This is a genomic window from Sphingomicrobium sediminis (assembly GCF_023805295.1).
Taxonomy (GTDB): Bacteria; Pseudomonadota; Alphaproteobacteria; order Sphingomonadales; family Sphingomonadaceae; genus Sphingomicrobium; species Sphingomicrobium sediminis.
Map to the genome: position 1 here is coordinate 2090027 of NZ_JAMSHT010000001.1, position 14600 is coordinate 2104626.

Sequence of the window (14600 nt, forward strand, 5' to 3'; positions counted from 1 at the left end):
TCTCGCGACACCCCGACCATGGAGCGCCTATCTTGTCCGACCTGTTGATCGACCTATCCGACATCCGCCTGAGCCTCGGCAGCGGCGCCTCGCGGGTCGACATATTGAAAGGCCTCGACCTCCAGGTCGAGCGCGGCGAAACGCTCGCCATCCTCGGGCCGTCTGGCTCGGGCAAGTCCTCGCTGATGGCGGTGATGGCGGGGCTCGAGAAAGCCGATGCCGGCGCGGCGCGCATCGTCGGGGAAGATCTCGGCGCGCTCAGCGAAGACCGGCTGGCGCAGCTGCGCGGCCGCCGGATCGGCATCATCCTCCAGGATTTCCAGCTGCTCCCGACGATGACGGCGCGCGAGAATGTCGCGGTGCCGCTCGAGCTTGCAGGCGCCAAGGATGCTTTCGAACGTGCCGAAACCGAACTGGCGCGCGTCGGCCTCGGCGAACGTCTCACCCATTATCCGTCGGAATTGTCGGGGGGCGAGCAGCAGCGCGTCGCCATCGCCCGGGCCACCGCGCCGGGTCCCGAATTGCTGCTAGCGGACGAGCCGACCGGCAATCTCGACAGCGCGACGGGCGAGGCGATCATCGAATTGCTGTTCGAACGCGCCAAGGCGCGCGAGGCCGGATTGGTCGTGATCACCCATGACCCCGCGCTGGCCGAACGCGCCGACCGCACGCTCTACATGCGCGATGGAAAGTTGTCGGCGTGACCGGCTGGACGCTCGCAAAACGCGATTTGAAGGGCGGGCTTGGCGGGCTCGGCCTGCTTTTTGCCTGCCTGTTGCTTGCTGTGGCGGGGCTTGCCGCCGTTCTCAGCCTTGTCTCGGCCATGGACCGCGCAATCGAGGGCAATGCGCGCGAGCTCCTGGGCGGCGATATCATTGTCAACCAGTCGATGCGGCCCGCTACCGAGGCCGAGCTGGCAGCCATGGAGGAATATGGCGAGGTCAGCGAAAGTATCGGGACCCGCGCGATGCTGCGCTACGAGGGCGAGACTGCGCTCATCGACCTGCGCGCCGTCGACGACGCCTTTCCGCTGGCTGGCAGCATCGGCATTGTCGGTGACGGCGCAGCGCCGACCGACGGCAACGGCATTGCCATCGGGCGCGATATCTCGACGCGTCTTTCGATCGGTGTCGGCGACACGGTCTCTGTCGGGCGGGCCGACTACCGGATCACTGCAATCGTCGACCGGCTTCCCGGCGGCACTTTCCTGTTCGCCCCGCCGGCATTGATGACGTTGGACGGGATCGACCGCAGCCAGCTGGTCGTGCCGGGCAGCCTCGTTGACTATCAGTATCGTCTTGCGCTCGACGACCCCACCGACCCGCGCGCCAGCGTCGATGCCTTGGTCGAGAAATTAGAGCCGATCGGCTGGGAAAGCGGCACTCGCGATGGTGCCGCCGGCGGCACGCAGCGCTTCGTTGAGACGACGGGCGACATGCTCCTGTTCATCGCCATTGCCGCGCTCGGCATTGGTGCGCTGGGGATTGGTAGCGCGATGCGCGCCTTCGCCGCCTCGCGCCGCGCCACGGTCGCGCGACTGAAGCTGGTTGGCGCCACCAAGGGCCCGCTTGGCAACATGCTCGCGCTCGAAATCCTCATCGTGACGCTTGCGGCGCTCATCCCGGGCCTCGCACTCGGCGCGCTCGCGCCGATCATTGTCGGCGCTGCGGTCGGCGACCAATTGCCGATCACCCCCGATCCGGGGCCGCACCTCGATGCGCTCGGCCTTGCTGCAGCCGTTGGCCTGATGGTGACGCTCGCGGCCAGTTGGCGTCCGGTGGTCACTGCGCTGCGCACGCCGCCGCGCGACATGCTGCGCGCCAGCGACGGGGCGAGCGACCCTGAGCGCCGCTGGAGCGACTGGCTGGTGCCCATCCTCGCCAGCCTCGGTGCCGTCATCCTGCTGCTTGTCTCTGCCGGTGAGCCGATGCTGGCGGCCATCTCAATCGCAGCGCTTACCGTGCTCGCCATCTTTTTCGCCTTTCTCGGCTGGCTGGTGCAGCGGCTGGCCCGCGCACTTCGACATCGTGGCGGCCCCGTCGTGCGGCTCGGCATCGCGGCACTCGACAGGCCGGGCAATGCGACCAAGCGGCTTACGGTCAGTCTTGGCCTCGGCCTCTCGATCCTCGTCGCCCTGGCAGCGGGCGGCCAATCCATCCTTGCCGAACTGGACGGCTCGATTCCCAATCGCGCGCCGTCCCACTTCATCGTCGATATTCCGCGCGACGAAGGCGATGCGCTCGAGGAGCTGGTCGACGATTTCGCGCCCGGTGCCGATCTGCGCATGGTCTCTTCGCTGCGCGGGTCGATCGTCGCGGTCGACGGTATCGCGGTCGAGGACTTGCCCGAGGATCGACGCAGCTGGCTCGTCCGCGGCGACCGCGGCCTGACCTACGCGACCGACATTCCGCAGGGCAATCGCATCACCGAAGGCGAATGGTGGGACGCCTCCTATGACGGCGTGCCCTTGGTCAGCATCGAGGATGAGGCCGCGCGCGACCTTGGCGTCGGCGTCGGCGACACGCTGACTTTTTCCATCGCCGGACGCGAAATCCAGGCCGAGATCGCATCCTTGCGCGAAGTCGACTGGCAGAGCTTCGGCTTCAATTTCGGGATCGTCTTCGCGCCCGGCACGCTGGAAAATGCGCCGCACACGCTGATGGCGACCGTCAGCCCTGGCGATGCCGGCATGACCGACGGGTTCGAACGGGCGCTGGGCGAGCGCTTGCCGATGGCAACCGCCATTTCGGTGTCCGATGTGCTTGCCGAAGTGCGCTCGATCCTCACCGCGCTCGACGCCGCGATCCGCATCGCGACCCTGCTCGCCATCGGTATCGGGGTGGTCGTGCTTGCCGGGTCGGTCGTCGCCACCCGCGCGGCGCGCGCCCGCGACATCGTCCTGTTGCGCCTGGTCGGTGGGCGTCCCCGCCAGCTGGTCGCCAGCCAGCTGATCGAGTTTGCCATCCTCTCGATCGTCGCGGTCAGCCTGGCCTTCGGCATCGGCCTCGGTCTTGCATGGTGGGCACTCGACGGCAATTTCGAATTGCCCTTCAGGCCCGACACGCCGCAGCTGGTCGTGATGGCCGTCGCCGCGGTCGGCGTCGCCGTGCTTGCGGCGATGGTGGCGGTCCGCCCGGCCTTGTCGCGCACCCCGGCAGAAGCCCTGCGAATCCGCTAAATTTCGGTCGGCCCCCGAAAATATGCTATAGGTTAAGAAACTCTTGCTGCGATGAAGCGTTCTTTATCGACTGTGACCCGTTAGGGGAAAGGAGTGCACATGACCGCTCGCATGAGCTTCGGCATCAGCCGCGTCGCCGAGAAACGGGGGTATTTTCCCGTCTATCGCGCCCATGAGGTCAATCACTGTCCGGGCTGCGGACATTCGCAATGGCTGGTCGGGCGGATTTCCGCCGAATGCGCTTTCTGCGCGACCGCGCTCCCGATCGCCGAAGCGACGTCGAGCAGCTACGCCGCCCCCACCCGCTTCGTCACGCGCCACAGCGCGGCTGCGTAAGACTTAGTCTTCGCCGACCTCGCGGATCGGCACCTGCACGTTGCAAAGGTCCACGCCGCGCGCCGGCACGCGGAAGAAATCGCCGCTGCGATTGGCCCGCGCCCGCACATAATCCCCGAATTCGTCGCTCGTCTCGATCATCACTTCATAGGACGGGCGCTCTTCTTCCGGCAGCATACTGGCAAGGATGACGCGGTCGATCTCGGTCGGCGTCTCATTTGCCTCGTAAAAGCCGAGCGTACCCGACCCGCGCGGTAGCGAGGAGAGATGCTCAATCCCATCAATGACGCGGCCGACGATCGCGATGTTGCGGTCGAGATGGCGCGGCGCATGGCCGATGATCGCGTAAAGCTCGCTGCCCGATCCCGTCTGCGGATGCAGGCCACGCGCGACTCCGACGGTGCCGTAGCAATGGGTCAGGCTGGCAGTGCCGTCGCGATACAGCGCGACAGGCCAGCCATCGACGAAGCCTGCGGTTGCGGCATAGGAGTCGGGCGAACCAAGGCCGCGTGCGCGGATGCCCTCGATCGACGTGACATATTCCTCGGGCGGGTTTTCGACGACGCCGTCGGGCATGTCTTTTTCGGCATCGCCGATGCCCCATTGCGCGACATAATTGTCCTGCACGCGATAGACGGTGCCGTCGAACCACCAGCCATTTTCGGCGAAGCGCTGGATGTTGAGAACATGGCGCGGGGCGAAGCGGCTGTTGAGCTCGATGACGACCTCGCGATCTCCTGACAGGGTCATGATGAGCAGGTGGTCGGGCGCGACCTGGCGCCAAGCGGAGGGATGCGAATTCTCGACGATTTCGCTGGGGCTCATGGCCGGGACGGGCGGGTCGGCATCCTGCGCGCCTAGTGCGAGCAGGAGGGGCAGCAGCGAAAGCATCATGTAGGCAATCCTATGTCGAAATGGAGCAATTGGCCGGCAGCATGGCATGTGACCGAAAAAGCGCAAGATGCCGCGAAGCGGGCGCGCGCTATGTCGGCTTGGGAACAAAGCCTGTTTTCAGTCATTTGGCCCGACATGGAGAGAGATCATTCGAACCGGCTGACGCCCGACGAATTGCGCAGCATGGCCGATACGAGCGCGGATCCGATCATCCGGCGCGCGCTCGAAAATCTGGCCGAAGATGTCGAGCAGCAGCACCAGCCCATGCGGGATGACGACCTTTGGTAGGTCGCCTTCTCATCGCCTCGTCCGCCCTGCTGGCTCTAGGGGCCTGCGGCGATACCAGCGCGTCCGAAGATAGCGGTATCGAAGTGCGCAGCGCCGAACAGAACCGCCTGTTCGAACTGTCAGCGATCGACCGTGATATAACCATGCGCCGCGCCATCTTGGCGGCGGGCTATCCTTGCGACCGGGTCGAACGGTCGGGTTTCGTCGCGAAGTATGAGAATACTGACATGTGGACCGCAACCTGCAGCGATACGCGCCGCTGGGCGATCTTCGTGGGCGCGGATGACAGCGCGCAAGTGCGCTACTGCCCCGATGTCGAGGCGACCGAGGGCTTGCCGGCCTGCGAGATCACGCAGCTCGACACTGAAGGCATCGAGCCCGAGCTGACCCCGGTCGAGCCGGGATCGAACGAGCCCTACCCCGAAGAGGGGAATAGCGAGAGTTCGGCGAACTGATCGGCGTTGCGGTGGCCGATCACCGGCTCACCGCCCGATGATACCCAGACATGTGCTTCCAGCCCCGCGTCGCCGCGGCGCGAGCCGTAATGCAATGTCGCTAGATAGCCGCGCCGCCGCAGCATGGCGGTGGCAGCAAGACCCTGGATGAAGCAGGCTGGCTTGCCGGGCAAGCGCCGCGCCCAGCCGTCGATCGCACGTTCGATCTGGCTGGCCTCTGCCTTCGAAATGCCCGTCGCGCCATCGACCTGCGACGTCGGGACCAACTGTTCGAAAGACGAGGTCTTGAGCCGAGCCGCAGCGGCAAGGATCGACGCCAGCGCCTCAACCAGCATCGCAACGGGGAGGCGGTTTCCGCTCACAATTCCTCGACCCATTGCGCGAAGGCCGCGCTGGTGAGCGCGCGTTGCAGGTGCACGCGATAGGCCATGACCTGCGCCTTGTCGCGCCAGCCTGCTGCGGGCCAGGCGCTATGCAGAGCGCGAAGCCGGACCGTGTCGAACAGGTCGGCACCGCGATGCCCATCCTCGATCCGATCGATCACGCTCTTCATCAGCCCGACATCGCGCCGCGCGGCCCAACGCCAGTCGGAGCCCTGCACGCCGCGCCCTTCCATGTCGCGGATCGCGCTTGGCAGTCGCTCGTCAAGCATGGCGCGCTGGAGGCGCCGCGTGCCATTGCCGTTGGTGAAGACATGGTTGGGCAGGCGCATGGCATATTCGACGAGAGCAGGATTGGCATAAGGGTCGATCCCCAACGTGCCGTGGCGGCGCACCGACATGAGCGAATAGGCGCCGGGGTCGCGGTGCAGCACGAAATCGTTGAGGCGGCGCGACGGGTCGCCAATGCCGTCGTCTGGGCGGTCGACGAGATGGCCAGCATGGATTTCCGGCCAGAGCGCATCCATCACCGTGGTGGAATTTCGATTGGCCATGACGGCGGCGACATGGCGCTGCGCCGACTTGCGCGCGAATATGGGACGCAGTGGCCCCGGCGGATAGGCTTTGAGCGTGGAGCGCAGGCCGTGACCGCGCGACTGCCAGAAGATCGAGGCTAGCGCCGCCCAATCGCGCTGCTGCCCGAGTATTTCGATGCGGTCGAGCCCGCCATGGCCGAGGGTGAAATTGCCCGCCGTCCCGATCAGATAGGCTTGTCGACGCAGTCCGCTCGCCAGCTCGCCAAGTGCGTCGGTCCAGCCGAGGTTGGACGGATTGTACATGGGCTGCTCGGCGGCATCGAAGCCCCAGGCGATGGCTTCGCGCAGGCCCGTCGGCGCGACGCGCATCTGGTGGTGGACCGATCCGCCCAGCGCTTCCATCGCCTGCGCCGCAAGCGGCCCCTCGTCGGTCCAGCCTCCATCCCATGGATCGGGGTCGCTGGCGGGCGAGGCGGTCATCGCTTCTACGTCCACGCCCATCGCGGCGAGGCGGCTCAACAGGACATTGCTGTCGACGCCGGCTGACAGAGTGAGCGGAAGGTCGCGGTCGGGCGACAAGGCGCGGTCGAGCAGCCGCTCGCCTTCGCGCACTGCATCCTCGAACCCCACGTCCACCGTGTCGAGATCGGGCTGCCACCAGCGATCAAGGCGGTAGGTACCGTCGCGCCGCACCCGCATCACATGACCGGGCGGCACCCGCGATACGCCTTGGAAGGGTGACCGCGGCCCTCGCTCGGGGAGGGTCAGCAGGTAGGCGGCGAGCCAATCCTTGTCGATCCGCGGCTTTCCGACGGCCTGCGCCAGCTCCAGCGCGCTATGCGAAAAGGCGGTCTGCTCTCCCGCGATCCGGACGTAGAGCGGCAGTCGCCCCGTCGCATCGCGATAGAGGATGAGCTCATCCTCGTTCCACCATGCAATGGCCAACGGGCCCAGCGGCCGGGACAGCGCCGACAGGCCGCTGCGCTCGATCGCCGTGCGAAGCAGCGCTTCGTCCGACAATGTCTTCGCATCGGGGCCGAGCAAATCGACCAGCGGCTGGCGTTGTTCCAGTCGCCCGGCTACCGCAAAAGCACGCGCGTGGTCACCGTCGGCACCCGAGGCGCCGGCCCATGGTTGGCCGCTAATGTAGAGAGGGAAGTAGTGGGGCTGGGCGATGGGTCGCCTCAGCTTTTGCCAAGCTTGCCGCTATTGCCTTCGCCGACATTGCCGCGGTTGGGCATGCGCGCGGATTTCGCCGACAGACGCTCGATGCGCGGCTGGTTCCAGATACGACGCGGCGACGCGGCTTGCATGATACTCATTCCCCGAAAACAGTGTTGCCGGTTCGTCCGGCGTGTTCAGGGCATGACTAAAGGGCGCGCTTCGCCAAGTCCATCGACTTTGCGGCGCGTGACAAATTTTCGCGGTGAATGCGTCCCGCTTCGGGTCAGCTCTTGCCGAGCTTGCCGCTCTGGCCTTCGCCGATCCCGGCGCGATTAGGCATGCGCGCGGCCTTGGCCGACAGCGATTCAAGCTGCGGACGGGTCCAATTGCGGCGCTGTTTCAACATCTTGCTCATTCGATTCGGCACTTTCTTCGACGGCGCCGATGGCGCCCCGTTCGATGCTGGAGAATGAATGGACGAGGTTAAAAAACGGTAAGCCGTAAAATGGGGCGAATCAGCCGATTTCGACGACGCGGTCCATAAATGTCAGGCTCTGCGGCCGGTGCGAGACGAACAGGAGGCTCATGTCCGGCTGCGCGGCGCGGAGTCGCGCAAGCAGAAGCGATTCGGCCTGCAGGTCCAGCGCAACCGTGGCTTCGTCGAGGATGAGGAGCTTGGGTTGGCGAAGCAGCGCGCGCAAGATGGCCAAGCGACGCCGTTCGCCGCCCGCCAGTTTGGCCCCGCGATCGCCGACATGCGTGTCGAGGCCCGCGGGCAGGCGATCGATCAGGTCGCGCAGGCCGACATCGTCGATATGGCCGTCCAGATCGGTAGGCGTTTCACCCGGCTCGAGGCCCAGCATGTCACGCGGCGTGTCGCCCAGCATCGCATCGTCCTGACCGACATAGGCAACGCCTTCGCGCCAGCCATCGAGCACGCCCAGCAGGACCGGCTCGCCATCGAGGCGGATGGTGCCAGACACGGGCGAGAGCAGGCCGGTCAACGTGTCGATCAGCAACGTCTTGCCGCTGCCCGAGGGACCGGCGATCGCGACCCACTCGCCCGCATCGATGTGGAGATCGTAGGGGCCGAACGGATCGGCCTGGTCGCCGATATTGAGGTCGTCGGCCTCAAGCTTCGACCAGTGCCGCGTTGCGGCGGGCAGGGACGAGGCGGTGCCGCCGGGGTCGCGCCCGGCTTCGGCCAGCAATTCGGCGATGGGCAGGAAGGCCGGCGCATTGGCCCAGAAACCCTGCAAGGCCTCCACCGCCTGGCGGGCCGGCCCCATCATCCGCGCGAGCAGGATCACCAGCAACGCGAGGATTGCAGGCGCGATGTCCAACCAAACGAGACCTGCAAACAGGATGGCGACGAGCGCCACGACGGAGGTGATGGTGGAGGCGAGACGGGCGCGGGCGCGCATGAGGTCAAGAGCGACCCAGCGTTCCTGTTCGATCCGCACGGCCTCGCCATAACGGTCGAGGAAACGGTCGGTCCGCCCTTCGGCCAACGCGGCCTTGAGGCCTGCATGGAAGGAAAAGCCGGTGCGATTGGCATCCTCGACCGCCGCGAGCAGGTCCGCACCGCCGCGTTGGCTGCCCGCGATCCAGCGCCAGCTCACCGCAATGCTGAGGCCCAGCAACATCGCGGCCAGCAAGGCGAAGCGCGGCGCGATGGCCAGCGCGATGAGGCCCTGCACCGCGAGGAAGACGAGCGACACTGCAATGCTCAGCGCCTGCATCACGGCGACGCCCGTGCGCACGATATCGGCATTCCAATATTGCTGCATGCGCGCCTGCCCGATGCGGCTGGCGCGCGCCCAACCGAGCCGCGCGAGCGCGGCGGCAAGGTCGGTCTTGAGCAAGCCTACATAATCATTGTCGATGCGGGCCTGCACGCGGTCGCGGGCGTAGAGCAGCAGGCTGCGCAGCACCATCGCGCCGAGGAAGAGGCCTAGCAGAACGGGCACGCTTGGCAATTCGGGGACCCATTCGGGCACGTCGCCGCCCAGGGCCGCAAGGACCGGGACGAGCAACAGCAGCCCCAAACCCTCGGCAATCGAGGCGACCAGCATCAGCGCAAGCAACAGATAGAGCCGCCCGCCGAGGCGCGATTTGAGGTCGTCGACCAGCAGGCGCCCCGCTTTGGCCATCAGGCGTCGACTTTCAGAATCATGTTGGCCGCGAGCAATTCGTCCAGGAAAGACAGGGTGTCAGCCTCGCAGGTCGCCCTGTCGACGTCGAACTCGTCCAACATGCGATCGACAATATCGCCGATCCGCGTCTCGCCCTCGATGCTCTTCCAGATCTCGGTACCGATGGCGTCGAGGCCGTACACCTCGCCGGCCTTGGGATCGAGCGCCATCAATTCATGATCGACTTCGCCGGTCGGAATGGCCGCATTGCGGGCCACGCGGTCGTCGAGCGACAGGGAAGGGTTCGCCTTTTGCATCGTGGCCAGCTAAGCGAGACCGGTGAGCGGTGGCAAGCATCCCTATTCCTACGGCGCCTTCGGGCTGCGCATTTCGAGCGCGTTGGAGCTGCCTGAATTGTTCGCGATCGACGCCGCGGCAGAGCCCGACATTCGCCTCGACCTGCGAGTAGATACCGAGTTGCAACGCGACGACCTGACCTTGTGGGACGTGCGCGCGGACGGAAGCGTCACCTTCCGGCTCGAGGGCATTTCCTATGTCGTGACCGACGGCAATCATATCGACATTGCCGCGCCGCCTGAAACCGATCCCGCGGACATCCGCATTTGGCTGCTCGGAACGGTGATCAGTGCGCTGCTACTACAGCGCGGTCTGCTCGTGCTGCACGCCAATGCCGTCGCCTTTGGTGACGACGAGGCGGCGGCATTTCTCGGCGCATCGGGCGACGGGAAATCGACATTGGCGGCGGCGTTGTCCGCGCGGGGTCGCCGGGTGCTGTGCGACGACCTGCTGGCGGTCGACGTCGACAATGACGGTGCGGCATGGGTGCGGCCCGGCATCCCGCGCGTGAAGGTGGGCCCAACCGCAGCGGCGGTGCTGGGAATCGATCTTTCCGACGCGCCGCGCGTGGCCGCCGATATCGACAAATATCAGATGCCGCTCGATCGCAGCGCGGACTGGGACAAGCGATACCGCCTGACCCGCCTCTACCGGCTCGAACAGGGCGAGCTGGACATCGCCCCGGCACAGGGCCGCGCAATGGGGGCGCTGGTCATCGACAATATCTTTCGCCCTATGCTCGATGCCGACATGGCCGGGCAGGCGGGGCGATTTTCCAAGGCGATGGCCATGGCCAACACGGCGCGAGGCTTCACCTTTTCGCGTCCGTTCGACCTCGAAACCCTTGCCCTGTCGACCGACACCCTCGAAGCGCATCTCGATCGCGGGCTATAGACAGCAAAAAACGCCCCCGGAAACCCGGAGGCGTTCTTCACGTTCAACCCTCCCCGCAGGGAGGCCGTCGGGCAATTAGCCCTGGCGCGCCTTGAAGCGACGGTTGGTCTTGTTGATGACGTAAGTCCGGCCACGACGGCGGATCACGCGGCAGTCGCGATGACGATCCTTCAGCGACTTCAAAGAGTTACGAATTTTCATGGCGAGAACCTCTGCCTCAAAAAGTTTGATTCGAATGTCGGGGTAAAAAACCTTGGGGGGCAGGTAGTGGCTGCCCCCCGCCGAGTCAAGCTTTAGGGGAGCGGCGCCCGCTCGCCATCCGGGTCGAACCGGTCGGCGAAGTAATTGTCCGCATACCAGAGCGGCCGGTCCTCATCGACCGCGATCGTGTAGGCGATGCGATAGTTGAGGTCGGCATATTTGGCCAGCTGGTCCCACATGATGGGCAGGTCGAGCTGGTCCGACGGCTGATGGTAATGGTTGGCAAAGAAGTCGCCGAACACCGCTTCGCCGTCACCGCCATAGCCGGTGAACAGCAGGATGGCGGGAATGCCCTTCATTGCGAACCGGTAATGGTCCGAACGGGTGAAGATGCCCTGTTCCGGCATCGGGTCGGGCGACACAGCGATGTCGAGCGTTTCGCCCGCTTCGGCGACCTTCTCGGCAACGCTATTATATTCGGCGCCGAAGGCGACCACGTCGTTAAACTCGTAGAGCGGTACCGGCATGTCGAGATTGACGACGGCGTTGATGCTATCGAGCGGCACGGTCGGGAAGTTGGCATAATAGCCGGCTCCGCGAAGCCCCTTTTCCTCACCCGTCAGCGCGATGAACAGGATTGAGCGATCGGGGCGTTCGTCCATCGTCGTGAAGAGGCGGGCGGCCTCGAGCATGGTGGCGACACCGGCGGCATTGTCGAGCGCGCCGTTAAAGATCTTGTCCTCGCCCCGCGCGCGTTCGTTGACGCCGACATGGTCGAGGTGCGCGGTCATCGCGACATGCTCGTCATCGCGCGACGCATCGCTGCCAGGCAGGCGGCCGACGACATTGGCGCTCATGAAGCTTTCGTGGGTCGAGGTGACGCTGGCGCTGAGGCGGCCGGTCACGTCGAAGCCGTCGACGACGTCGCCAGCCGCGGCTTGAGCGAACTGGGCGTCGAGGTCGCGGCCCAGCATCATTTCCGCACCGGCGCGGGTCATCATGCCGCGCACGGCAATGTCGCCGGGCATCGAGCCCGCATTGCCGTCGGGTGCCATCCAGTCGACAATGTCGCGCTGGGCCATGAAGGCGACGATCCGCTCGGCCCGGCCTTCGGGCGCCGTGGTGATTTCGATGAAGCCGACCGCGCCATTGTCGGCGGCGGCCTGCAGCTTGGAATTGCCGAGATGCGCGGCAATGTCGCTTGGTTGGCCCGAGGGAATGCCGCTCATCGCGACGACGATCTTCCCGCGCACATCGACGCCGTCATAATCGTTATAGCCAAGCAGCGGCTCGTCGAGACCGTAGCCGACGAAGACCAGCTCGGCATCGACCGTGGCTTCAGCCTGCTCGACATTGGCGTAGATGGCGATCTGCTCCGCCGTCATCTCGGTCGAGATGCCGTTGGCGGTGAAGGTGGCACTGCTCGCGGTCGGGGTGGCGCGCACGAAGGGCACGTCCTGGAACCAGCTGCCATTATCGCCGGCCGGCTCGAGGCCCATGGCGCGATATTGCGAGGCGACGTAGAGCGCCGCAATGTCATAGCCGCGCTTGCCGGTGTCGCGACCTTCGAGAAGGTCGTCGGCGAGAAATTCGACATGGCCGCGCACGATATTTTCATCGGCGCGTTTGCCCGTCATTTCCTGGGCGAAACCGGGCGTGGCCACGGAAAAGGCCAGCGCGCCAAGCGCGAGGCGGGAAATCTGGATACTCATATTGAAGTCGTGTCCCTTGCAAAAAATCCAATTGCGACGGGAACATAGCGAAGCTTTTGCGCTGCGCTCCCCCCTTTCGACGAACGGCGGCCACGAGGAATGCCCCCCTTTTCAGCGCCCGCCCTTCTGCCTAGAGGACATGGCCACACTTTTTCATCCTTCAAGGGGCCCTTCTTTCCCATGACCCTTTCCGTCAGTTCCGCATTCGATAGCGGCAATATCCGGCTGCTGAGCCAGCAGGGCGACATGCTCGAGCTGGAAATCGTCACCGACAAGGACAGCAATTTCTACCAGTGGTTCCACTTCCGCCTGATCGGCGGTGCGGGCCGCGAGGTCGAGCTGCGCATCACCAATGCGGGCGGCTCGGCCTATCCCGACGGTTGGCCAGGCTACCAGGCCAAGGTCAGCATCGACCGCGAAGAATGGACCAGCATCCCGGCGACGAGCTACGAAGATGGCGTCCTGACGATCCGTCTCGTGCCCGAGACCGACAGCGTCTTCCTCGCTTATTTTGCGCCTTATTCGATGGAGCGTCACCTCGACCTCGTCTCGACGGTCGCGGCGCTGCCGGGGGTCGAATATCGCAGCCTCGGCAAGACGCTCGACGGACAGGACATGGACTATCTCGTCATGGGCGAGGGCGAACTCACCGTCTGGCTCTATGCGCGCCAGCATCCGGGCGAGACGCAAGCCGAATGGTGGATGGAAGGCGCGCTTGAAAAGCTCACCGACCCCGACGATCCGGTGTCGCGCGCGCTCTTGCAGAAATGCACCTTCCACATCGTGCCGAACATGAACCCCGACGGGTCCAAGCGCGGTCACCTGCGCACCAATGCGGTCGGCATCAACCTCAATCGCGAATGGGACAATCCGACTGAAGAGAAGAGCCCCGAAGTCCTCGTCGTGCGCAATCGCATGGACGAAACGGGCGTCGACTTTGCAATGGACGTGCATGGCGACGAAGCAATTCCCGCCGCATTCCTGGCCGGCTTCGAAGGCGTGCCGAGCATCACCGACAAGCAGCACGAGCTGTTCAAGCACTTCTCGGCGAAACTGAATGCGGCAACGCCCGACTTCCAGGAGACGCTGGGCTATGAAGTGTCGGCGCCGGGCAAGGCCAACCTTTCCATGTCGACAACGCAGTTGGCCGAGCGCTTCGGCGCGGTCTCGATGACGCTCGAGATGCCCTACAAGGACAATCGCGACCTGCCCGATCCCGTCTATGGCTGGTCGACCGAGCGCTGCAAATATCTCGCCGATGCTTGCCTCACGACGCTCGCCTCGATGGTCGACGATCTCATCGCCTACAAGAAGGAACGCGATTGATGCCCAAGCTCATCCTCGTCCGCCACGGTCAGTCCGAATGGAATCTGGAAAACCGTTTCACCGGCTGGTGGGACGTGGACCTCACCGACAAGGGGGTCGAGGAAGCGCGGTCGGCAGGACGCCTGATCGCTGAAAAGGGCCTTGCGCCGACGCGCTGCTTCACCTCGGTGCTGACCCGCGCCATCCGCACTTTGCACCTCGCGCTTTACGAAGCGAAGATGCTCTATCTGCCGGTGACCAAGGACTGGCGCTTGAACGAGCGTCACTATGGCGGGCTGACCGGGCTCAACAAGCAGGAGATGCGCGACAAGGTGGGCGACGAGCAGGTGCATATCTGGCGCCGCAGCTTCGATGTCCCGCCGCCGCCGCAGGACGAAGACGACAAGTATCGGATGGACGCCGACCCGCGCTACAAGGGCATCGACATTCCCGATACGGAGAGCCTCAAGGACACGATCGCGCGCGTCATGCCCTATTATGAGGAGCAGATCGTGCCGCACCTCAAGGCCGGCGAGACGGTGCTGATCAGCGCCCATGGCAACAGCCTGCGCGCGCTCGAAAAGCATCTGTCGAATATCTCCGATGACGAGATTACGGGGCTCGAAATCCCCACCGGGCGGCCGATCCTTTATGAGTTGGATGACCAATTGAACGCGCTGAGCCGCGCCTATCTCGACGAAGCCTAGTTGCATCGCCCCCCTGTTTTTCCCTAAACCCCGGCTTTGAGGTCATGACAGGGGATCA

17 protein-coding genes are annotated in these 14600 nt (G+C 65.0%); 8 read left to right on the top strand and 9 right to left on the bottom strand.

The window, feature by feature from the left end; translation table 11 throughout:
* Positions 1-32: 32 nt before the first annotated feature.
* The 3 genes from NDO55_RS10810 (at position 33) to NDO55_RS10820 (ending at position 3514) form a co-directional block, all read left to right on the top strand.
* Complete coding sequence (locus NDO55_RS10810) at positions 33-704, top strand: ABC transporter ATP-binding protein (protein ID WP_252115101.1); 672 nt, start codon at positions 33-35, stop codon at positions 702-704.
* A complete protein-coding gene (locus tag NDO55_RS10815) occupies positions 701-3178 on the top strand; it encodes an ABC transporter permease (protein WP_252115103.1) in 2478 nt (825 codons plus the stop codon). Before NDO55_RS10810 ends, NDO55_RS10815 begins: the two co-directional genes overlap by 4 nt.
* A 99-nt stretch (positions 3179-3277) precedes the next feature.
* Positions 3278-3514, top strand: a complete 237-nt coding sequence (locus NDO55_RS10820) for a hypothetical protein (RefSeq protein ID WP_252115104.1) — start codon at positions 3278-3280, stop codon at positions 3512-3514.
* Positions 3515-3517: 3 nt separating this feature from the next.
* Here the strand turns inward: NDO55_RS10820 and NDO55_RS10825 are convergent, their stop codons facing one another.
* Complete coding sequence (locus NDO55_RS10825) at positions 3518-4408, bottom strand: peptidylprolyl isomerase (RefSeq protein WP_252115106.1); 891 nt, start codon at positions 4406-4408, stop codon at positions 3518-3520.
* Between the two features lie 135 nt (positions 4409-4543).
* On the opposite strand from NDO55_RS10825, the gene NDO55_RS10830 reads away from it, so the two are divergent.
* Together NDO55_RS10830 and NDO55_RS10835 are read left to right on the top strand one after the other, a co-directional pair.
* A complete protein-coding gene (locus tag NDO55_RS10830; RefSeq protein ID WP_252115108.1) occupies positions 4544-4696 on the top strand; it encodes a hypothetical protein in 153 nt (50 codons plus the stop codon).
* Positions 4690-5151: a hypothetical protein gene (locus NDO55_RS10835; RefSeq protein ID WP_252115109.1), complete on the top strand. Its 462-nt coding sequence runs from the start codon at positions 4690-4692 to the stop codon at positions 5149-5151. The genes NDO55_RS10830 and NDO55_RS10835 overlap by 7 nt, the downstream gene beginning before the upstream one ends.
* Here the strand turns inward: NDO55_RS10835 and NDO55_RS10840 are convergent.
* From NDO55_RS10840 to NDO55_RS10860, 6 genes are all read right to left on the bottom strand, one after another.
* Positions 5112-5513, bottom strand: coding sequence for a lasso peptide biosynthesis B2 protein (locus NDO55_RS10840; protein ID WP_252115111.1), 402 nt, complete (start codon positions 5511-5513; stop codon positions 5112-5114). The genes NDO55_RS10835 and NDO55_RS10840 overlap by 40 nt on opposite strands.
* The gene (locus NDO55_RS10845; protein ID WP_252115113.1) at positions 5510-7111 is read right to left on the bottom strand and encodes an asparagine synthase-related protein; all 1602 of its coding nucleotides are present in this window, start codon (positions 7109-7111) and stop codon (positions 5510-5512) included. Before NDO55_RS10845 ends, NDO55_RS10840 begins: the two co-directional genes overlap by 4 nt.
* Positions 7112-7251: 140 nt before the next feature.
* Positions 7252-7389: a hypothetical protein gene (locus tag NDO55_RS10850; RefSeq protein WP_252115115.1), complete on the bottom strand. Its 138-nt coding sequence runs from the start codon at positions 7387-7389 to the stop codon at positions 7252-7254.
* Positions 7390-7514: 125 nt separating this feature from the next.
* A complete protein-coding gene (locus tag NDO55_RS12025; protein ID WP_279639104.1) occupies positions 7515-7646 on the bottom strand; it encodes a hypothetical protein in 132 nt (43 codons plus the stop codon).
* Positions 7647-7746: 100 nt separating this feature from the next.
* Positions 7747-9384: an ATP-binding cassette domain-containing protein gene (locus NDO55_RS10855; protein WP_252115117.1), complete on the bottom strand. Its 1638-nt coding sequence runs from the start codon at positions 9382-9384 to the stop codon at positions 7747-7749.
* Complete coding sequence (locus NDO55_RS10860) at positions 9384-9683, bottom strand: PqqD family protein (RefSeq protein WP_252115119.1); 300 nt, start codon at positions 9681-9683, stop codon at positions 9384-9386. The genes NDO55_RS10855 and NDO55_RS10860 overlap by 1 nt, the downstream gene beginning before the upstream one ends.
* 22 nt (positions 9684-9705) lie before the next feature.
* Here NDO55_RS10860 and NDO55_RS10865 point away from each other — a divergent pair, with 22 nt between their 5' ends.
* Entirely contained in the window at positions 9706-10617 is a 912-nt protein-coding gene (locus NDO55_RS10865; protein WP_252115121.1) for a phosphoenolpyruvate carboxykinase (ATP), read from the top strand.
* Between the two features lie 75 nt (positions 10618-10692).
* Here NDO55_RS10865 and ykgO read toward each other — a convergent pair whose 3' ends face one another.
* Entirely contained in the window at positions 10693-10818 is a 126-nt protein-coding gene (gene ykgO / locus NDO55_RS10870) for a type B 50S ribosomal protein L36 (RefSeq protein WP_029941846.1), read from the bottom strand.
* A gap of 92 nt (positions 10819-10910) precedes the next feature.
* Positions 10911-12530, bottom strand: coding sequence for a M20/M25/M40 family metallo-hydrolase (locus NDO55_RS10875; RefSeq protein WP_252115123.1), 1620 nt, complete (start codon positions 12528-12530; stop codon positions 10911-10913).
* A 180-nt stretch (positions 12531-12710) separates the two neighbouring features.
* Here NDO55_RS10875 and NDO55_RS10880 point away from each other — a divergent pair, with 180 nt between their 5' ends.
* Positions 12711-13856: a M14 family metallopeptidase gene (locus NDO55_RS10880; RefSeq protein ID WP_252115125.1), complete on the top strand. Its 1146-nt coding sequence runs from the start codon at positions 12711-12713 to the stop codon at positions 13854-13856.
* Positions 13856-14542 carry a 2,3-diphosphoglycerate-dependent phosphoglycerate mutase gene (gene gpmA, locus NDO55_RS10885; protein WP_252115127.1) on the top strand — a complete coding sequence of 229 codons (687 nt, stop codon included), beginning with the start codon at positions 13856-13858 and terminating at the stop codon, positions 14540-14542. Before NDO55_RS10880 ends, gpmA begins: the two co-directional genes overlap by 1 nt.
* The last annotated feature ends 58 nt before the right edge of the window (positions 14543-14600 follow it).

Bases quoted from the DNA above. Each gene is read 5' to 3' on its own strand.
- NDO55_RS10820 (WP_252115104.1), top strand. From the start codon at position 3,278: ATGACCGCTCGCATGAGCTTCGGCATCAGCCGCGTCGCCGAGAAACGG.
- NDO55_RS10825 (WP_252115106.1), bottom strand. From the start codon at position 4,408: ATGATGCTTTCGCTGCTGCCCCTCCTGCTCGCACTAGGCGCGCAGGAT.
- NDO55_RS10830 (WP_252115108.1), top strand. From the start codon at position 4,544: ATGGAGAGAGATCATTCGAACCGGCTGACGCCCGACGAATTGCGCAGC.
- NDO55_RS10850 (WP_252115115.1), bottom strand. From the start codon at position 7,389: ATGAGTATCATGCAAGCCGCGTCGCCGCGTCGTATCTGGAACCAGCCG.
- NDO55_RS12025 (WP_279639104.1), bottom strand. From the start codon at position 7,646: ATGAGCAAGATGTTGAAACAGCGCCGCAATTGGACCCGTCCGCAGCTT.
- NDO55_RS10855 (WP_252115117.1), bottom strand. From the start codon at position 9,384: ATGGCCAAAGCGGGGCGCCTGCTGGTCGACGACCTCAAATCGCGCCTC.
- NDO55_RS10860 (WP_252115119.1), bottom strand. From the start codon at position 9,683: ATGCAAAAGGCGAACCCTTCCCTGTCGCTCGACGACCGCGTGGCCCGC.
- ykgO (WP_029941846.1), bottom strand. From the start codon at position 10,818: ATGAAAATTCGTAACTCTTTGAAGTCGCTGAAGGATCGTCATCGCGAC.
- NDO55_RS10875 (WP_252115123.1), bottom strand. From the start codon at position 12,530: ATGAGTATCCAGATTTCCCGCCTCGCGCTTGGCGCGCTGGCCTTTTCC.
- NDO55_RS10880 (WP_252115125.1), top strand. From the start codon at position 12,711: ATGACCCTTTCCGTCAGTTCCGCATTCGATAGCGGCAATATCCGGCTG.
- gpmA (WP_252115127.1), top strand. From the start codon at position 13,856: ATGCCCAAGCTCATCCTCGTCCGCCACGGTCAGTCCGAATGGAATCTG.